The sequence below is a fragment of the Acinetobacter sp. DMC2 genome, from assembly GCF_056314305.1.
The window spans coordinates 230,851-249,596 of record NZ_JBQUYP010000004.1; the positions used below are offsets into that span (position 1 = coordinate 230,851).

17 protein-coding genes are annotated in these 18,746 nt (G+C 39.7%); 10 read left to right on the top strand and 7 right to left on the bottom strand.

Features of this window, described 5'->3' with window-relative positions:
• Positions 1–286 precede the first annotated feature (286 nt).
• From ACT53H_RS10175 to ACT53H_RS10190, 4 genes are all read left to right on the top strand, one after another.
• Complete coding sequence (locus ACT53H_RS10175) at positions 287–1,219, top strand: RluA family pseudouridine synthase (RefSeq protein ID WP_004794885.1); 933 nt, start codon at positions 287–289, stop codon at positions 1,217–1,219.
• A complete protein-coding gene (locus tag ACT53H_RS10180) occupies positions 1,216–1,890 on the top strand; it encodes an HAD-IA family hydrolase (protein WP_151964043.1) in 675 nt (224 codons plus the stop codon). The genes ACT53H_RS10175 and ACT53H_RS10180 overlap by 4 nt, the downstream gene beginning before the upstream one ends.
• Positions 1,891–1,960: 70 nt before the next feature.
• Positions 1,961–2,653, top strand: a complete 693-nt coding sequence (locus tag ACT53H_RS10185) for a helix-turn-helix transcriptional regulator (RefSeq protein ID WP_174738713.1) — start codon at positions 1,961–1,963, stop codon at positions 2,651–2,653.
• A gap of 49 nt (positions 2,654–2,702) precedes the next feature.
• Positions 2,703–3,308, top strand: a complete 606-nt coding sequence (locus ACT53H_RS10190; RefSeq protein WP_174758343.1) for a glutathione S-transferase family protein — start codon at positions 2,703–2,705, stop codon at positions 3,306–3,308.
• 57 nt (positions 3,309–3,365) lie between these two features.
• On the opposite strand, the gene ACT53H_RS10195 is transcribed toward ACT53H_RS10190, so the two are convergent.
• Both ACT53H_RS10195 and hcaR read right to left on the bottom strand, forming a co-directional pair.
• Complete coding sequence (locus ACT53H_RS10195) at positions 3,366–4,043, bottom strand: DUF1345 domain-containing protein (protein ID WP_004794875.1); 678 nt, start codon at positions 4,041–4,043, stop codon at positions 3,366–3,368.
• A gap of 265 nt (positions 4,044–4,308) precedes the next feature.
• Positions 4,309–5,214 (bottom strand): DNA-binding transcriptional regulator HcaR, encoded by a 906-nt coding sequence (hcaR, locus tag ACT53H_RS10200; protein ID WP_004794873.1) that lies wholly within the window; start codon positions 5,212–5,214, stop codon positions 4,309–4,311.
• 656 nt (positions 5,215–5,870) lie between these two features.
• Here hcaR and ACT53H_RS10205 point away from each other — a divergent pair.
• Positions 5,871–6,923 (top strand): MBL fold metallo-hydrolase, encoded by a 1,053-nt coding sequence (locus ACT53H_RS10205; RefSeq protein WP_005302032.1) that lies wholly within the window; start codon positions 5,871–5,873, stop codon positions 6,921–6,923.
• 71 nt (positions 6,924–6,994) lie between these two features.
• Here the strand turns inward: ACT53H_RS10205 and katG are convergent, their stop codons facing one another.
• The 3 genes from katG to ACT53H_RS10220 form a co-directional block, all read right to left on the bottom strand.
• The gene (gene katG / locus ACT53H_RS10210; RefSeq protein WP_476009187.1) at positions 6,995–9,151 is read right to left on the bottom strand and encodes a catalase/peroxidase HPI; all 2,157 of its coding nucleotides are present in this window, start codon (positions 9,149–9,151) and stop codon (positions 6,995–6,997) included.
• A 516-nt stretch (positions 9,152–9,667) separates the two neighbouring features.
• Positions 9,668–11,962, bottom strand: a complete 2,295-nt coding sequence (ptsP, locus tag ACT53H_RS10215) for a phosphoenolpyruvate--protein phosphotransferase (RefSeq protein ID WP_107880677.1) — start codon at positions 11,960–11,962, stop codon at positions 9,668–9,670.
• An 85-nt stretch (positions 11,963–12,047) separates the two neighbouring features.
• Positions 12,048–12,533: an RNA pyrophosphohydrolase gene (locus ACT53H_RS10220; protein ID WP_004794866.1), complete on the bottom strand. Its 486-nt coding sequence runs from the start codon at positions 12,531–12,533 to the stop codon at positions 12,048–12,050.
• 182 nt (positions 12,534–12,715) lie between these two features.
• Here ACT53H_RS10220 and ACT53H_RS10225 point away from each other — a divergent pair, with 182 nt between their 5' ends.
• Positions 12,716–13,366 (top strand): HAD family hydrolase, encoded by a 651-nt coding sequence (locus ACT53H_RS10225; protein WP_476009188.1) that lies wholly within the window; start codon positions 12,716–12,718, stop codon positions 13,364–13,366.
• A gap of 4 nt (positions 13,367–13,370) precedes the next feature.
• Here the strand turns inward: ACT53H_RS10225 and ACT53H_RS10230 are convergent, their stop codons facing one another.
• Together ACT53H_RS10230 and ACT53H_RS10235 are read right to left on the bottom strand one after the other, a co-directional pair.
• The gene (locus tag ACT53H_RS10230; protein WP_005302044.1) at positions 13,371–14,231 is read right to left on the bottom strand and encodes a LysR family transcriptional regulator; all 861 of its coding nucleotides are present in this window, start codon (positions 14,229–14,231) and stop codon (positions 13,371–13,373) included.
• A gap of 115 nt (positions 14,232–14,346) precedes the next feature.
• A complete protein-coding gene (locus tag ACT53H_RS10235; protein WP_171500743.1) occupies positions 14,347–14,601 on the bottom strand; it encodes a DUF2061 domain-containing protein in 255 nt (84 codons plus the stop codon).
• 236 nt (positions 14,602–14,837) lie between these two features.
• Between ACT53H_RS10235 and leuC the strand changes: the two genes are divergently transcribed.
• The 4 genes from leuC to leuB all read left to right on the top strand — a co-directional run bounded on the left by leuC (position 14,838) and on the right by leuB (position 18,736).
• On the top strand, positions 14,838–16,256 hold the full coding sequence (gene leuC, locus ACT53H_RS10240; protein WP_004794861.1) for a 3-isopropylmalate dehydratase large subunit: 1,419 nt from the start codon (positions 14,838–14,840) through the stop codon (positions 16,254–16,256).
• A gap of 18 nt (positions 16,257–16,274) precedes the next feature.
• The gene (leuD, locus tag ACT53H_RS10245; RefSeq protein ID WP_476009189.1) at positions 16,275–16,922 is read left to right on the top strand and encodes a 3-isopropylmalate dehydratase small subunit; all 648 of its coding nucleotides are present in this window, start codon (positions 16,275–16,277) and stop codon (positions 16,920–16,922) included.
• Between the two features lie 112 nt (positions 16,923–17,034).
• Positions 17,035–17,619, top strand: a complete 585-nt coding sequence (locus ACT53H_RS10250; protein WP_004794858.1) for a hypothetical protein — start codon at positions 17,035–17,037, stop codon at positions 17,617–17,619.
• Positions 17,620–17,656: 37 nt separating this feature from the next.
• Positions 17,657–18,736, top strand: coding sequence for a 3-isopropylmalate dehydrogenase (gene leuB / locus ACT53H_RS10255; protein WP_174759676.1), 1,080 nt, complete (start codon positions 17,657–17,659; stop codon positions 18,734–18,736).
• Positions 18,737–18,746: the final 10 nt, after the last annotated feature.

An 18,746-nucleotide genomic window follows, 5' to 3' on the forward strand; every position in this document is an offset into this window, starting at 1 on the left:
ACTGAATTAAACGCAACAGTTTGTCATTTTGCCGATATAATAAGCCTTCGGCGTCGGCATAATTCTTTAGGACCTATCCGAGCTGATGGTGAAAGCATCATTTTGATTGAGGTTTCAATCAGGGAAATTCCCTATTAGATGTTCACTTACGGCGGTATCCGTGCGCTGACTATATCAAACCTTGCAGCATCTGCCTATGGGCTAAGCTTAGATTTCTTGTGAAAAAACTAAGCTAAACGGTCATTTATTAATCAAATTTAGCAAAATTTCAGGTTTAAATATTAGTATGAATTCTACACAGCAATGGCAAAGTGTCACTTGGTTTGAGGTGGATGAACATCAAGCAGGACAGCGAATTGATAATTTCCTGTTCTCGCGTTTAAAAGGTGTACCTAAAAGTCGTATTTATCGTTTGATTCGTGAAAGTCAGGTTCGAGTAAATAAAAAACGTGTTAAAGCTGAGACTAAACTTGAGATTGGCGATCAGATTCGTGTTGCTCCAATTCGTTACGAACAAAAAGATGAAACAGCCGCTCCTGTCAGTGACAGTGTGGCACAAGGCCTATTAAGCCGTGTGGTCTATGAAGATGAAGGTTTGTTAGTTGTTAATAAGCCTTCAGGTATTGCTGTCCATGGTGGTAGTGGTATGGCGTACGGTTTGATTGAGGCACTACGTGCAGCGACGGGCAAAAAATACTTAGAACTTATTCATCGTATTGACCGTGATACTTCTGGTCTGGTCATGATTAGTAAAAAACGTAGCACATTAAAACAACTACAAGATATGTTGCGTGAGCACAAAATTCGTAAAACCTATGCAGCGATTGTTAAAGGTCAAGTGAGCTTAGATAAACAGCTGATTGATGCACCTTTATTGAGATATGAGCTGGCAAATGGCGAGCGTCGTGTACGTGTGACTAAAGATGGTAAACCAAGTAAAACTGAATGGGTTGTAGCAGAGCGTTTTAAAAATGCGACTCTGGTTCATGCATCACCTTTATCTGGCCGTACTCATCAGATCCGTGTGCATGGTTTAAGCATTGGACACCCATTGATTGGTGATGATAAATATGGACACACGACTGAGTACACTGGCCCTGAAGCACGTCGTCTATGTTTACATGCGATGCGTTTAGATATTCCAGGTTATCCGCCGATTGAAGCACCTTTACCAGAAGACATGACCCAGTTATTAAAGGCTTTGAGAGTGGCAAAATGAGTCTAAAAACCGAATTAGTTATTTTCGACTGGGATGGGACTTTATATAACTCTGTTGGGCAGATTGTTGCTAGTTTGCAACATGCCGCAGAGCAGCATGAATTGCCTTTAACCGATGAAGCAGCAAAAAGCATTATTGGTTTAGGTTTGCCGGAAGTTATGCAAACCCTATTTCCAGAAGCACCTGAGTTACATGATTCAATTTTAAAAGCATATGGCGATCACTATATTGCAAACTCTACAAATGATGCATGGTTCGATGGTATTGCTGAGCTACTACATGACTTAAAAGCGCAAGGTTTAAAACTTGCAGTCGCAACGGGTAAAAACCGTCGTGGGCTAGATCGTGTAATTGCAAAAACACAGAGTACTCATCTTTTTGATGTGACTCGAGCAGCCAATGAAACTCGATCGAAACCAGATCCACTCATGTTGCAAGAAATCTTAACAGTCACTGGAGTGAGTGTTGAGCGTGCGGTAATGATTGGTGATAGTAGCTATGACCTTGAGATGGCTCAGCGGTTAAACATGCCACGAATTGGTGTGGGCTATGGTGTGCATTCGAGCGAAGTTCTACAACAGTTCCAGCCTTTAACGATTGCTAAAGATGTACCTGAGCTGCACAACTTTTTAAGAGAGTATGCAAAGTTATCTACGGTAGATGTTGCATAATTTAGAATAATATAAGAAGGGGGAATTTATTCCCTCTTATTGTATGTCTAATAACAATAAGAAGAGAAAAATGAGTCGTTCTATTCGTCTATTAAATCTTTTACAACAACTTCGTGAAGCCCGTTATCCAATCACTGCACAAGTTCTCGCTGATCGTATGGGAATTAGTGTCCGAAGTGTCTATCGCGATATCGATAGCTTACGTGAGCAGGGTGTGGCAATTGAGGCATCGGCAGGTATAGGTTTTCAGCTTAAAGAAGATATTGTACTGCCACCAATGACACTCAATGAAAATGAAGTCGAAGCTATTTTTTTGGCATTGCATTGGTTGAAGAGTGTGCCAGATCAATCGTTACAATCGGCATCTACATCTGTATTAGCTAAATTGAATTCTGTTTTGCCCGAGCATCGGCAATATTTATTACAGCAAACGACTTTAAGAGCGTTTAACACGTGGTTGCCTGTAGATGAAAATCGAGTCGAGCTGGTGCGTTTAGCCATTCGGCAGCAAGTCAAAATTTTGCTGCATTATCATGATGAGCAGCAACGAAGTAGTGTTCGAACCTTGTGGCCTTTTGCTTTGGGATATTTTAACGACAAAATTGTGTTGGCTGCATGGTGTGAACTTCGGCAGGATTTTAGACATTTTAGACTTGATCGTATTCAACAGCTGAGTTTAAGCCAAGAATTATATCCATCATTTAAGCAAAAACTATTTGAGCAGTGGTGGGCACAAGAGTCGAAGACTACTGACAAAAACTGACAAAGAGGTTTTGTAGACTAGGTTCCACGATAAACAAGGAGCCATAAAAATGAGCCTTAAACTTTATACTAACAAAGAATCACGTGGTGTTGTGGTCGACTGGCTTTTAGTCGAATTAGGCGTTGAGTGTGAACGTATTGAAGTCGAATACAAGACTGAAATGAAAACACCGGAATATCTAAGAATTAACCCTTTTGGAAAAGTACCAGTATTGGTAGATGGTGATGTCGTGATTTATGAGCTAGGAGCAATCTGTGCTTATCTTGCTGATAAATTTTTCGATAAAGGTTTAGCTCCTGCACTAGATGATCCTAAACGTGGTTTGTACTATCGCTGGTTATTTGTGATGGCCGGCCCATGGGAAGCTGCTGGTGTTGATAAAGCTCTCGGAATAGATGTATCTCCTGAGCAAAAAATGTTTGTGGGTTATGGTGATTACAACGATGCCTACCAAGCTTTAGTACAAGGGCTTAGTGAAGCAAATCCGTACGTGTGTGGCGAACAGTTTACCGCCGCAGATGTAAGCGTTGGAGCAATGCTGTTATGGCAATTGAAAATGGGAGCGATTGAATCTCATCCTGCCATTACGCGCTATGTTGAAACCATCAAACAACGTGAAGGCTTAAAACAAAGCACGATGGGCTCATTGTTGTAAACCTCTGCTGTTTAGAGTCATCCATTGGGTGACTTTTTTATTTCCTAAATACAAGTTTTAGTTAGTAAGAAAGCCAGCAGCAACGTTAATACAGATCGCTAAAATGGTGGTATTAAACCCAAAAGACAACACCGCGTGAAATAAGTTTAAAAGACGCATGTGTTTGGTGGTAATCGAAACGTCGGCAGTTTGGGCAGAGGTGCCAATAATATAACTAAAATATAGAAAATCAGGATAAGTGGGCTGTTTTGTTCCCGGAAAATCTAGACCACCATTTTCTTCATTTCTAGATAAAGCCATATAAAAATCATGGGCATAATGTAGGGCAAAAACGGTATGCATAAAAAGCCATGCAGAAACAATGGTGAGTAAAGCTAAAGCCACATGACCTAACTTTGCAGAATGATCAGAAGGAAGCTGTGAGAGCTGTATTAAAATAGCAACTAGGCACATGGTTAAAGCCAATAGAACAATCAGCATAATGACCCATTTGCTTTCATCTTGTTTTTTGGCTTGCTGCTGCATTTGAGAATGATCAGCACTTTTCATGAGCTGCCAAACATGTAGTAAATATATACTAATCGAAGTATTCCAGCTGACTAATAAAATAGTTGACCATTTCCATGAGGTGAACCATGTGAGAATACTCGCTGTGATAAATCCTATAAATAAAGCAATAAAGAAATGAGGGCGGTTTAGTACACTACGTCCAAGATGTTGAAATACTGAAACCATTTTCCTAATCTCCTTTTACCAAATGGTAAATATATTATTTTTTATTAAATGGTAAAAATAATATCTAGTTTTATGTGGATTTTATTCCAAGATTTTAAATTGTATTTAAGAGATATTTACTTTTACCGAGTAGATAAAATAGAACAAAAGCGCAGGCTAAACTGTTTATAAAAAGTATAAAATAAATAAAAATATTATTTAGTTATACCTTTTATAAAGGTGTCTTTATTAATCATAGGCTTAAAATAAAATATAGCTTTTCTGATTAGGTGTGAGTTAAGTTCTTATCCAGATGAAATACTTTAGTGAGTTGATCAATAAATTTTTGAACCCCTAAAGACTGTGAATTTCTACGATAATTGACGAATAAATCCAATGTCGGTAACTCGACATCAAGGGGACGGACTACTGTATTTTTGATGCCTAAAGGTGCGACGTAAGCAGGTAAAATTGTACAACCTAATCCAGAGCCAAGAGAGTTAATATTAAACAACATGCTATCTGCTTTTTGAACAATATTGAGGTCGATATTGTGGGTTTTGGCAAAGTCTAAAATCGTGTTATGTAATGTTTGTGACTGCTCGGCAGCAGGAATAATAAAGTCAACGCCTTGTAATGCATGAACAGGAATTCGTTCGTATTGAGTAAGTGGATGATTTTTAGGAAGTAAAAAAATCAAGGGTTCAGTCAAAACAAATTGGCTTTGGATCTCATCACTATCTGTATTTTCTCGAGTAAAGGTAATGTCTAACTCACCTTTTTTTAAGGATTTAAGTTGTTCAGTATTGTTTAGATTAGATAGTTCAATGATGAGATCGGGGTGTTGTAATCGCAGATTAGGAAGAACGTAAGGAAAAATCTTCATTTCTGCAATGGGAACAAAACCGATACGGAGCAGCTGCTGTTTAGCCTTAGAAACCTGTCGTGCCAGAGCAACCGCTTTTTCAGCTTGAGCAAGGGTCAGGCGAGCATGTTCTAAAAAGACTTCACCTTCTTCGGTTAATTCAACTTTACGTTTAGTGCGATTTAAAAGTCGTACACCAACATCTTCTTCTAAATCTTTAATCTGTTGGCTAAGGGAGGGTTGTGCGGTAAAAAGTTTAAGGGCGGCTTTACTAAAATTTAATTCTTCAGCAACGGTAATGAAATATCGGAGATGGCGTAGTTCCATAAGACTAATCCAAAAAATGTCTTACTATGATTTATGTGAAGTATAAAGCATAAAGGGATATAGCGTGAAGGTGGTTTAGGTATTTATAAAATAAATGGAATTTTAATTTTCATTAAACATTTAATATATAAATCTAAGTTCAAGTAATTCATAAAATATATTAATTAGGGTGGTTTAAATACATTATTTTTACTTAATCAAAGAAATATTTAAATGTTTTAAATATTAGTATAGGTGATTCTCATAATATGCAAAAATGAAGAAATATAAAATAATATTATAAAATATAATTTTGTCTGAATGAATCGGCTTTAAGTGTTACTAAATATTTTGTTCTGTAAGCTGTCAAAACATTTTAAATTGGAAAAGTAAGTCCTTTGACGGCAAAACCGAGTAGCTCTCTGACAATTTCACGTGACTAATGATTGTTATGTTATACAACTACTCTTAATAAGAATGGTAATTATCGAAGCATAAACCCAACACATCTATGTATTTTTTATGGCAATCTAATTCAACTTATGTTGGCTGTGACCACAATAAAAGGGATATTTATATGATAAATAAGTGTAAGTGCCATAGCTTAATTTGTTTTAATTGTTAAGATAGAAACCTGAACACATCCATTCTGCCGATGCTAAAACATAGAAAAGCCCATGAAAGACAAGCCGACATTAACATATCAATTGCCGACTCAGTCCTGTTGGACGCATACATGGATAAAACCTCCTTTTTATCATCCCGAGTCAGGGCGTGAATCTGATACACGTTTTTATAACCAACAGCCTAAATCGCCGGCTAGAGGCTCAAAAGAGCTATTACGTTGGTTAGTTACACGTGAGTCTTTTACATGGAAAGTTGATATTCAAAATGAATATGATACCCGTGTAAATACGGCTGTGGCATTGCCTCAAAATCGTCCTCAGGCGGATTTAGATGATTGGCAAGTTTGGTTTGTTGGGCATGCAACGGTATTGATTCAGATTGGGCCTTATAACTTTATTACCGATCCCGTATGGTGTGATTATGCAAGCCCTTCACAGGGGCGTGGACCTCGCCGTGTGTGTCCAGCAGGTTTCGCATTAGAACAATTGCCGACGATTCATGGCGTTCTACTCAGCCATAATCATTATGATCATATGGATTTGGCTACGCTTGAATGGCTACATAAAAAATTTGCAATGCCGATTTATACTGGACTCGGGAATGGTTTTTACCTACCCAAAGAGTTTCATGTGATTGAGATGGATTGGTGGCAAGAAATTCCCTATCACGAACTAAGAATAATCTATACACCTGCACAGCATGGCTCTGGTCGTGGCCTACGTGACCAGAATAAAGCACTCTGGGGTGGCTTTTCGGTTGTAGCGAAAACAGGGCATTGTTTCTTTGCTGGTGATACGGGTTATGCGGGGCATTTTAAGCAAATTCATGCTCGTTATGGCGCACCACGTGTTGCTTTGCTTCCGATCGGAGCTTATGAACCTCGCAAGTTAATGAGTTATGTTCATATGAACCCTCAAGATGCTGTGCATGCACATTTAGATTTGCAAGCTCATCGTTCTGTTGCGATTCATTATCGAACTTTTCAGTTGACCGACGAAGACCGAGAAGACCCTGAACATGCGCTAGCTCAAGCAATTAAAGCTTCATCGAAACTTGCGAATCCTTTTTATTGCATTCGAGAAGGGCATAAATTGACTGTATAAAAGTCCATCATTTTATATTTAATTAAAAAAGCCAGTTCAATGTGAACTGGCTTTTATGATTCTGACTTAAATTAAGCTAAGTCAAAACGATCAAGATTCATGACTTTAGTCCATGCCGCTACAAAGTCTTGAACAAATTTTTCTTTACCATCTGCTTGAGCATAAACTTCTACTAATGCACGCAAGATTGAGTTTGAACCGAATACTAAATCATTACGTGTTGCAGTAAATTTTACAGTGCCTGTTTTACGGTCTTTACCTTCAAATACTTCGCTTGTTGAATCAACAGGTGCCCATACAGTAGACATGTCGAGTAAGTTCGTGAAGAAGTCTGTGCTGAGTACACCAACCTGCTGAGTGAATACGCCGTGTTGCGAACCATCCCAGTTAGTGCCTAGAACACGTAAACCACCAATCAATGCGGTTAACTCAGGTGCAGTCAAAGTCAGTTGCTGTGCTTTATCAATTAATAATGCCTCAGTTGCTGCATTGACGCCCTCTTTTTTCCAGTTTCTAAAACCATCGGCAAGGCCGCGGAGCAATTGGAAAGATTCGACATCAGTTTGACTTTGTAATGCATCAACACGACCAGAGGCAAATGGAACGCTAATGTTGAAACCTGCGGCTTGAGCAGCTTGCTCTACACCAACGTTACCTGCTAGCACAATGAGATCAGCCAATGACAATTGAGTTGAGGCTTTGATTTCTTCAATTTTAGTTAAAGTTTCAACAGCTTTTTGGTTGACTTCCCAATCACGTTGCGGAGATAAAGCAATACGTGCGCCGTTTGCTCCACCACGCTTGTCTCCACCACGGAAAGTTGACGCTGAAGCCCAACCAAGAGAAACCAACTCACCAGCAGATAGTCCTAGTGCAACAATTTTTGCTTTTGCATCAGCAATGCTGGCAGCCGATGGTGTAGCGCTAGCAACAGGTAATGGATCTTGCCAAATTAAATCTTCAGCTGGAACTTCAGGACCTAGATAACGTGCTTTTGGTCCCATATCGCGGTGAGTTAATTTGAACCATGCACGGGCAAAAGCATTGGCGAAAGCTTGTGGATCGTTAAGGAAGCGACGAGAGATTTTTTCAAACTCAGGATCAAAACGTAAGGTCAAATCTGTAGTCAGCATTGTTGGCTTACGTTTAATTGATGGATCGAATGGATCTGGGATGATCGCTTCGGCATCGGCTGCTACCCATTGAATTGCACCAGCAGGTGAACGTTCTTGTACCCACTCGTATTTGAATAGGTTTTCAAAGAAGTAATTGCTCCATTGTGTTGGCGTTTGTGACCAAATGACTTCTAAGCCAGAAGTGATCGCGTCTTTACCAACACCTGTACCAAAGCTATTTGACCAGCCAAAGCCCATCTGTTCAATTGGGGCGCCTTCAGGATCAGCCTGAACATGGTCAGCAGAGGCAGCCCCGTGGGTTTTACCTAAAGTATGGCCACCTGCAATTAATGCAACAATTTCTTCGTCATCCATTGCCATGTTGCCGAAAGTCGCACGAATAAACGGTGCAGCCGATTTTGGATCACCACTGGCTTGTGGACCTTCAGGATTTACATAAATTAGACCCATTTCGGTTGCAGCGAGATTACTGCCTTCCAATGCTTCAGAGTTTCGATGAGCTAACCATTCTTTTTCATCACCCCAGTTTACATCGTTGTCTGGTTCCCAAACGTCTTCACGACCTGCACCAAAACCAAAGGTACGGAAGCCAGAAGACTCAAGCGCAATGTTACCGGCAAGAATAAATAAATCTGCCCACGATATTTTTTGACCGTATTTTTGTTTAACTGGCCATAGCAAGCGGCGTGCTTTATCTAAACTTGCATTGTCAGGCCAACTATTTAATGGCGCAAAACGTTGCTGTCCGCGACCAGCACCACCACGGCCATCGCCCATACGATAAGTACCGGCAGCATGCCATGCTAAACGAATAAATAAACCTGTGTAATTTCCCCAATCGGCTGGCCACCAATCTTGAGAATCGGTTAATACATTTTTGATATCAGCTTTGAGGGTGTAGTAGTCGAGTTTTTTAAACTCTTGACGATAATTAAAATCTTTACCGAGTGGATTAGAACGTTCTGAATGTTGATTGAGTAGGTCGACGCGTAGTTGTTTTGGCCACCAGTGTAAACTAGGCGTGCCACCACCGACCGTTACCTCTGGTTTTGATGTATGGCCTGAAAAAGGGCATTTTGATTCGTCTGACATGGTTATATTCTCTCTGGGTAATAATTATTGAGCTCTTGATAAAGTAGTAGGGCTCATTTTCCTGGACTTCTGGTTTAAAAACTCATGTTTATTAAATAAGGAAATGAGTGAACACATGGTGAGAGAAACCGTTTAAAAATTCTTTTCACTAAGATGTTGGCTCATTATTTTTTATTTAATAATGCATCAGATTCCTTTAGTTGTTATTCCTCCAATTTACTGTATGGAGGTTAAAAAACAAAAGGAAAAATAAGATGAAACCTGTAAATAACGATGCATAGAATTACCTCTTGAATTGCTGAACAACTTAAGATCTTTTAATAACGCTCTTTAAATATAGTAGAAGTAGAGGTTTTATTTTTCAAATGGATTAAATTGTCAATATTGATTTAAAAAACCGATTGAAGTTTGGTTTAAAAAGCAGGGTATCAGCGAGAGTGAAAAGAAATTTTTACATTTAGTTTTATTAAGTTATTTGAAAAAAGGAGAGCATCGCTCTCCTTTTTTTTTTTAATATTAAACATTTACGATTCGATTTGATTTGACCATGTCGGCTAGGCCGTGAGTTTTAAAATAGTACTCAAGCCAGCTTTTTACAATGAGCGGATTATTCATTTTCATAACATCATCAAGTAATTTTTGTGCGTCTGTCATAGGTACATGACAAATTGCTTTTCGTACTCGTAAAATGTTACTCGAACTCATCGAAAGGGTGTTAAAGCCCATCGCCATGAGTAAAATTGCCGATAATGGATCACCTGCCATTTCACCACAAATACTGATTGGTTTTTTGTGGTCATGGCATTCTTTAACTAAGCGGGTTAGCGCACGTAAAATAGATGGGTGGAAATGCGAGTAAACGTTTGCCACATGTGGATTATTACGATCAACCGCGAGTAAATATTGGGTTAAGTCGTTTGAACCGACTGAGAAGAAATCGACGAGTTCAGCAAACTCATCAATTTGTAGCAATACGCTTGGCACCTCAACCATAATTCCAATTTTAGGTTTGGTAATTTTAACTTGCTCTTCTTCTTGCACCGCAATCCAGTCACGCTCAAGTAAATAAAGCACTTCTTCGACTTCACTTACTGTGGTCACCATTGGCAATAAAATATGCAAATTATTTAAACCAATACTGGCTTTGAGCATGGCGCGAATTTGCGACGAGAAAATCTCAGGATGATCAAGCGTGAAACGAATACCACGCCAGCCTAATGCCGAGTTTTCTTCTTCGATACTGAAATACGGTAAGTCTTTATCGGCACCAATATCGAGAGTTCGCATCACCACAGGTTTGTTGGCAAAGTGGCTCAACTGTTGACGATAAATTGCACGTTGTTCTTCTTCACCTGGGAAACGTTCCCGCAACATGAATGGAATTTCGCTTCGGTATAGACCCACACCTTGCGCGCCGCGTTGTACTCCGCGGACGACATCAATCATGAGACCCGTATTCACATAAAGCTGAACAGATACACCATCTGGCGTAATCGCTTCTTTGGTCTCATATTGTTTGAGATCTTTTGCGATCTGTTCATCTTCTTTTTGAATTTCTTTATAACGTTGGCGTAAACGACGTGGCGGATTAACAAAAACACGGCCCTGATAGGCATCCACGATCATTTCTGCATCATCAAGTGTATTAACAGGCAGTTCGGTTACACCAACTACGGTTGGAATACCTAATGCACGAGCCACAATCACCATATGTGAATTGGCTGCACCTTCTGATGTCACAATTGCTGCAATATTGTCTACTGGCAGCTCTACGAGTGCCGCAGTACTAATTTCTTCACCAATTAAAATACTGTCTGGGCTCAGTTCACGGTGGCTAGAATCTTCTTCTTGCAACGAAGCTAAAATACGTCGGCCTAAATCTTTAAGATCGGAAACTCGCTCACGAAGATAGTCATCTTCCATTTGTGCAAATAGGGCAGTATGTTTTTCAATCACACGGCGTACTGCACCTTGTGCCCAATGCCCGTCACGAATAAGTTCTTTAATTTCGGCTGGCAATGCATTCTCATCGAGCATTCTTAAGAAAACACTAAATAAAGCGCGTTCTTCTGCCATTAATGAATCATGCATTTTTTCATCTAAAGAACGAATCTCTGAACGAACTGATGAAATGGCTTGATCTAGAAGTCGAAGTTCATGACTAATATCTTCTGCTTCACGGTCAGGTACTGAGGCTAAATCGGCAGGTGGATATAAAATAATAGCGCGACCTAAAGCAACACCGCCTGCACCTGAAGCACCTTGAAAGGTTTTATAGGCAGGGCCATTACTTGGTTTACGAAATACGTCAATATTTCCAACTGCGTGAGCGTGTGCAATAACCCCAGAAAGCTGAGCACACAGAGTGACTAAAAATGACTCGGCTGCTTCGCTAAAATCTTGAGGAAGTTTGTTTTGTACAACCAAAACGCCCATAACCTTACGGCGATACATGACAGGTACGCCAAGGAATGAGTTATAAATTTCTTCGCCTGTTTCCGGCAAATACAAGAAACGCTCATGTTTTGGTGCGTTGTCAAGGTTAACAATCTCTTCACGTTGCCCGACCAGACCGACCAAGCCTTCACCGAGTTGCAGTGAAACATGGCCCACAGATTCTGGATTTAAGCCTTTAGAGGCCATCAAAACATAGCGCTGGTTGCGTTCATCGAGTAAATAAATAGAGCAAACATCCACTTTCATGGCTTCAGCAACCTGATTGACCATGATGTCTAACGATTCATGCAAACTGACGGACGCATTAACCTCTTGGACAATGCGCCGTAAAGTGTCGAGTTGCATGTTTGACATGGATGTATACTCCAGTATTTTTTTAGACTATGAATGTATTTATAACAGCACTTTTAATAAAAATCATTTGCTAGATAAATGATTTTTAGGGTAATTGTTGCATCGGCAACTGTGTACACAACTCCACCATGGCTTTACGATAAACATCACGCTTGAAGTTCACCACTTGTCCAAGGGGATACCAATAGCTCACCCACTGCCATTCATCGAATTCGGGTGGGTCGGAGAGGTTTAACTGAATATTTTTTGCATGCGCAGTTAATTTCAGTAAAAACCATTTTTGTTTCTGTCCGATACATACGGGGTCAGAGTCTGACCGAATGTACCGATGTGGCAAACGATAACGCAGCCATCCTTTGGTTTGCGCAATAATCTGGACATGTTCGGGCAATAAGCCGATTTCTTCTCTCAGTTCTCGAAAAAGTGCCTGTTCAGGAGTTTCTCCAAACTGAATGCCTCCTTGTGGAAATTGCCAAGCATTGTGACCAATGCGCTTTGCCCATAAAACCTGTCCATCATCGTTTGCCAAAATGATCCCGACATTCGGTCGGAAACCTTCTGAGTCGATCATTTGGCTACCTAAATATTGTCTATATCGTTGACTTTAATCGCGGGGACAAACACTTTTTTATGTCCAGCTCGAAAAGATCAAAGTAAAATGTTTAAATTGCTACGATCTTAACGAATTTCTATCGACTAGCGGAGATAGATTTACATTTTTTTTCTTAAATTTCAGTTTAAACGAGAATTTTCATGAAACTGGCGTTGTTTGATTTAGACCATACCTTGTTAAATACCGATTCAGACCACTCGTGGGGTGAATTTTTAGTCAATGAAGGTTTGGTTGATCCGGTTCATCATCGTCAGATGAATGATAAATTTTATGAAGATTACAAAGCAGGGCAACTTGACCCCTATGCTTATAATGAATTTGTCTTTGGATTTTTAACAAAGCACGACAATAATTATTTAACTGAACTTCACCAGTTGTTCATGCAAAAAGTGATTCGTCCGCAAATGCGTCCAAAAGGTTTTGATGCAATCAAAAAACATCAAGATTTAGGTCATACGATTGTGGGTATTACGGCAACAAGTGATTTTATTACTGCGCCAATTTTTCGTGAATTTGGAATTACAGAAATTTTGGCAACCAATGCTGAAGTGGCTGACGGAAAATATACAGGTAAAGTTGCTGGTTTAGCGTGTTATCAAAAAGGCAAACTTGCACGTCTAGATGATTGGTTGGAAGGTCGTAGCGTATCTGAGTCTTGGGCGTATTCCGATTCAATTAATGACCGTTTTTTACTTGAATATGCAACGCATGCAATTGCAGTAAATCCTGATGATCGCCTTGAAAAATTGGCTCAAGAAAATAATTGGGATATTCAGGACTGGTCGATTTAATTGACTACTCCTGCATCATTTTAATCAGTTCCTGCATAGCTCTAGATTGAGTACGTGCAGGATGCCACACCATACCTAATTGGCGATTCATTTCTACATCTAAATCAAGTTGTTGCATATCTTGATTCAGCAAAGTTTTTGGTAGTACTGACCAACCTAGACCAATCGACACCAACATGCGAATAGACTCAAGAGGGTTATTACTCATGGTGATTTTTGGTTTTAGCCCTTGTTTCTCAAATTCGGCTAAAGTGATTTGGGCAGTGTAAGTTTGTGCAGCGGGTAATAAGCTTGGATATTCAATTAAATCTTGTAAGGTGAGATTCTTCTTTTGTGCTAATGGATGAAAAGGGGCAGCAACAAAAACTAAAGGATCATTCCAGATTGTAATGTAGTTAAGACGCTCATCACCTGAAGGAGGAAGTGTTAAAAATGCTAACTCTAAATCACCAGCAAGTACTTGTTCATGAGCTTGCTCTGAATCAACAAAATGCACGTCTAAAGTAACCTGCGGAAATTGTTGAACAAAGTGTTTAAGTGGAGATGGTAAATGATGCAAGCCAATATGGTGACTCGTACCGACTTTTAAGCGGCCTTGTACCTGAGTTTGTTCATGGCTAAGTGTATGGTGGATATCACCCAACTCATTTAACCAGTTTTTAACTTTAGGTAGTAACGAATGTGCAGCATGAGTTGCTTGTACACCTCGGCCTGCGGACTCAAATAGTTTTACACCAAAATATTCTTCTAAACTGTGAATTCGTTTGGTAACAGCAGGTTGAGTAATAAATAATTGATCTGCTGCCACAGAGATAGACCCTGTTTCCATAACTTTTACAAAAGCTTCAAAGGCTGCAAGATTCATAATACAACTCAACTTGGAATAGAAAAATCGAGGGGCTAAAGTTGCCGAGCCAAAATCGTATCATGCTTGCAGCAAAACGAGTGAGAAAGTTGTGAATTACCGCACTAATCTTAGCCTAAGCCGTTGTTTCTTTTTCGACTAAGGCTGATACGCGGCGATCTTTAGCTGCCCAAACTTTTTCATGAAAGAAAAAAGCAAATGCTTGTACAGTTGGTTCAAGCATACTTAAGGTTAAAGCCATCCAGATATTACCTGTTACAAAGTATGCAACTATCATTGCTACACTAATATGCATAATGTAATAGCTGAAGGTTTTCTTTAAGGTACGTTGATTATTTATAACGAATTTTTGGATATTAGCCATGATCATTCTCTTTAGCCACTTTGATATTTTTAGTATAGAGATGAGAGTATAAGATTAAAAATTGATTATGCAAATGATAATCATTAACAAAAACGATTTATTAAATTTGGGGTTGTTTTTAGAAATTAAAATTGATTCCAAAAAGTTTTCTAATTTATAAAAATGATAAATTAGATTTATGTGAAACTCTGGCTATAATCGAAGAAAGATTAGAATTACCCAGTCCAATGGAGCAAGACGACATGGCAGGCAAAACTTTATATGACAAATTGTGGGATGACCACGTTGTTTCACAGCGTGATGATGGCTCATGTTTACTTTATATTGACCGTCATTTATTGCATGAAGTGACTAGTCCACAAGCATTTGAAGGTTTGCAACTTGCAGGTCGTCAACCATGGCGTTTAAGTGCAAACGTTGCTACACCGGACCATAACGTTCCAACTTCTAAAAAAGAACGTGACCAAGGTATCGCAGGTATTGAAGATGATACGTCTCGTATTCAAGTTCAAACCTTAGATGACAACTGTAAAGCCTTTAATATTGTTGAATTCAGCATTAATGATATCCGTCAAGGTATTGTGCATGTCGTTGGACCTGAACAGGGCTTAACTTTACCGGGCATGACTGTCGTATGTGGTGATTCACATACAGCTACTCACGGTGCTTTCGGTTGCTTGGCGCATGGTATTGGAACATCTGAAGTTGAACATGTGTTAGCAACACAATGTTTGATCCAGAAAAAATCTAAAAACATGTTAGTGCGTGTAGATGGCGTATTAGGCAAAGGCGTAACACCAAAAGATGTTGTGTTGGCAATCATTGCTAAAATTGGTACTGCTGGTGGTACAGGCTATGCAATTGAGTTTGGTGGCCAGGTTTTCCGTGATATGTCAATTGAAGGGCGTATGACGGTATGTAACATGGCGATTGAAGCTGGTGCTCGTGTTGGTATGGTTGCAGTTGATGACAAAACAGTTGAATACGTGAAAGGCCGTAGCTACGCACCAAAAGGTGAGCAATGGGAACAAGCTGTTGCTTACTGGGACACTTTGCATTCAGATGAAGATGCAGTGTTTGATGCAGTCGTTGAATTAAATGGTGCAGAGATCGAGCCACAAGTGTCTTGGGGAACTTCACCTGAGATGGTTATTCCGGTCACTGAAGCTGTACCAACTTTAGAACAAGCGAAAGATGATGTTCAGCGTAATGACTGGACACGTGCTTATCAATATATGGGTTTAAATGCAGGACAAGCATTAGCTGATATTCAACTTGATCGTGTCTTTATCGGTTCTTGTACGAATTCTCGTATTGAAGATATTCGTGCTGCAGCTGAGGTGGTTAAGGGCCGTAAAGTAGCCTCTAGCATTAAGCAAGCTATGATTGTTCCGGGGTCTGGTTTAGTGAAACAACAGGCAGAAAAAGAAGGCTTGGATAAAATCTTCTTGGAAGCTGGTTTTGAATGGCGTGAACCAGGTTGTTCAATGTGTTTAGCAATGAATGCAGATAAATTACAACCAGGTGAACACTGTGCATCGACGTCTAACCGTAACTTTGAAGGTCGTCAAGGCAATGGTGGTCGTACTCATTTGGTGAGTCCGGCAATGGCGGCAGCGGCTGCAATCGCAGGTCACTTTGTTGATGTTCGTTCATTTTAATTCGGTCTGGAGCAAACCATGAAAGCTTATACAGTTGAACAAGGTATCGTTGCACCATTAGATCGTGCCAATGTTGATACAGATTTAATTATTCCAAAACAGTTTTTGAAATCAATCAAACGTACTGGTTTTGGCGATAACTTATTTGATGAACTTCGTTATTTAGATGAAGGTTATCCGGGACAAGATAACTCGGTACGTCCAAAAAATCCGGATTTCGTTTTGAACCAGCCACGGTATCAAGGCGCAAATGTTTTAATTGCTCGTACTAACTTTGGTTGTGGTTCAAGCCGTGAGCATGCCCCTTGGGCATTAAATGAATACGGTTTCCGTACCGTTATTGCACCAAGTTTTGCTGATATTTTCTTTAATAACTGTTTTAAAAATGGCATGTTACCTGTCATTTTATCAGAAGAAATTGTTGATCAATTATTTAAAGAATGTGCGGCAAATGAAGGATATCAATTAACAATTGATTTAGCTGCTCAGGAAGTACGTACGCCAACAGGTGAAGCTTTTAAATTTGAAGTTGATCCATTTCGTAAGCATTGCTTATTAAATGGCTTGGATGATATCGGTTTAACTCTTCAAAATTCCGACGCAATTCGCACTTATGAAGAAAAAACTAAACAAGTTCGTCCTTGGGTGTTCCAAGAGTTAAATTAACCTTTTGGTGCATTTTAAACATAGCCATGGCGTAGCGTTCAAACTCTTGCTAACATGCTAAAGCATAAAAACACCTTAAAATTATGCACTAGATGAGGATTGGGCTTGAACAATGAAGAGGAACGTTACTCATAGCTTTTTGTTGAGCCTGTGCGCAATAACACTCAGTGCTTGTCAGAGCACGTACAATGTAGTGGATACTGTCCGTATTAAGCAGGCTGAACAAGAAAATTTGGGGCAGAATGCAGCAATATATTGTTCGGGTGCGAAGAGTTGTGAATTTGAACGACTAAATGATATTACTGTAGTGGATGCGCAAACACGACGAATTAGTAATCAGGCAATTCATCAAGGAATTGTAAGATTGCACGGTTCAGTGCTTGGTCAAACCAACAGTTTATATTTATCTGTACCCGCTAAACAATATGAAGTGGTGATCCGTTTCTATCCGATTTCTCCAGATCGGGCCGAAACAATCCATGTTATTCACCAGTTTAATGCCAACCATCGCTATACATTTAAAATGTACCGAGACAAAACCAACCGTTCGGGTAGTTTGCTGAATGTTTCTGTACCAGATCCTTTATGTGTTGACTTGGAACAAGATGAGCGTGTTATTCGCCGTTTCTGTCGACCATTTAATGTGACAACAGGGCTAGGTGAATTTGTCGAACAGAAAAAACTAACCCCGCGGTAGTTATAACGCTGCTCGTCTTTGAAAATGGAAAAAGTTCATGTCTAAACAGATTTTAATTTTAGCTGGTGATGGTATTGGCCCTGAAATTGTTGGGGCGGCAGAAAAAGTATTAAATACAGTAAATGAAAAATTTAATTTATCGTTAACTTGGGAACATGGTTTACTAGGCGGTGCAGCAATTGATGCACATGGTGAACCGTATCCAGCTGTAACGAGTGAACAAGCAAAAAAAGCTGATGCAATCTTATTAGGTGCGGTAGGCGGACCAAAATGGGACACTATTGAGCGCTCTATTCGTCCTGAACGTGGTCTTTTAAAAATTCGTAGTGAACTCAACTTGTTCGCTAATTTGCGCCCAGCGATTTTATATCCGCAATTAGCAGACGCTTCTAGCTTAAAACCTGAAATTGTTGCTGGCTTAGATATTTTAATTGTTCGTGAATTAACTGGCGGTATCTATTTCGGTCAGCCACGTGGTATTCGTGAACTCGAAAACGGCGAAAAACAAGGCTATAACACAGACGTTTATTCTGAAAGCGAAATTAAGCGCATTGCAAAAGTTGCTTTTGAACTTGCAGGTTTACGTGGCGGTAAAGTTTGTTCGGTCGATAAAGCCAACGTTTTAGAAGTTACAGAACTTTGGAAGCAAACAGTTACTGATTTGCAGCAAGCAAGTTATTCAAACATTCAGCTTTCACATATGTATGTCGACAATGCTGCAATGCAACTTGTACGTGCGCCTAAACAGTTTGACGTCATCGTAACGGGTAACTTGTTTGGCGATATCTTGTCTGATGAAGCAGCAATGCTTACAGGCTCAATCGGTATGTTGCCTTCTGCATCGTTAGATGAAAATGGTAAAGGTATGTATGAACCTTGTCATGGTTCGGCGCCTGACATCGCAGGTCAAAATGTGGCAAACCCATTAGCAACGATTCTTTCTGTTGCAATGATGCTTCGTTATACCTTCCGTGAAGAAGCTGCTGCAAAAGCAATTGAAGATGCTGTAGGACAAGTACTTGATCAAGGTTTCCGTACAGCAGATATTATGTCTGAAGGCATGACAAAAGTTGGTACAGCTGAAATGGGTGAGGCAGTTGTCGCTGCTCTTGCTTAAAAGCTTCTTA

Excerpts from the sequence above, each read along its gene's own strand:
- ACT53H_RS10175 (WP_004794885.1), top strand. The coding sequence starts at position 287 with ATGAATTCTACACAGCAATGGCAAAGTGTCACTTGGTTTGAGGTGGAT.
- ACT53H_RS10225 (WP_476009188.1), top strand. The coding sequence starts at position 12,716 with ATGAAACTGGCGTTGTTTGATTTAGACCATACCTTGTTAAATACCGAT.
- leuB (WP_174759676.1), top strand. The coding sequence starts at position 17,657 with ATGTCTAAACAGATTTTAATTTTAGCTGGTGATGGTATTGGCCCTGAA.
- ACT53H_RS10190 (WP_174758343.1), top strand. The coding sequence starts at position 2,703 with ATGAGCCTTAAACTTTATACTAACAAAGAATCACGTGGTGTTGTGGTC.
- ACT53H_RS10180 (WP_151964043.1), top strand. The coding sequence starts at position 1,216 with ATGAGTCTAAAAACCGAATTAGTTATTTTCGACTGGGATGGGACTTTA.
- leuC (WP_004794861.1), top strand. The coding sequence starts at position 14,838 with ATGGCAGGCAAAACTTTATATGACAAATTGTGGGATGACCACGTTGTT.
- ACT53H_RS10185 (WP_174738713.1), top strand. The coding sequence starts at position 1,961 with ATGAGTCGTTCTATTCGTCTATTAAATCTTTTACAACAACTTCGTGAA.
- hcaR (WP_004794873.1), bottom strand. The coding sequence starts at position 5,214 with ATGGAACTACGCCATCTCCGATATTTCATTACCGTTGCTGAAGAATTA.
- ACT53H_RS10220 (WP_004794866.1), bottom strand. The coding sequence starts at position 12,533 with ATGATCGACTCAGAAGGTTTCCGACCGAATGTCGGGATCATTTTGGCA.
- ACT53H_RS10250 (WP_004794858.1), top strand. The coding sequence starts at position 17,035 with ATGAAGAGGAACGTTACTCATAGCTTTTTGTTGAGCCTGTGCGCAATA.
- ACT53H_RS10205 (WP_005302032.1), top strand. The coding sequence starts at position 5,871 with ATGAAAGACAAGCCGACATTAACATATCAATTGCCGACTCAGTCCTGT.
- ACT53H_RS10230 (WP_005302044.1), bottom strand. The coding sequence starts at position 14,231 with ATGAATCTTGCAGCCTTTGAAGCTTTTGTAAAAGTTATGGAAACAGGG.
- ptsP (WP_107880677.1), bottom strand. The coding sequence starts at position 11,962 with ATGTCAAACATGCAACTCGACACTTTACGGCGCATTGTCCAAGAGGTT.
- leuD (WP_476009189.1), top strand. The coding sequence starts at position 16,275 with ATGAAAGCTTATACAGTTGAACAAGGTATCGTTGCACCATTAGATCGT.
- katG (WP_476009187.1), bottom strand. The coding sequence starts at position 9,151 with ATGTCAGACGAATCAAAATGCCCTTTTTCAGGCCATACATCAAAACCA.
- ACT53H_RS10235 (WP_171500743.1), bottom strand. The coding sequence starts at position 14,601 with ATGATCATGGCTAATATCCAAAAATTCGTTATAAATAATCAACGTACC.
- ACT53H_RS10195 (WP_004794875.1), bottom strand. The coding sequence starts at position 4,043 with ATGGTTTCAGTATTTCAACATCTTGGACGTAGTGTACTAAACCGCCCT.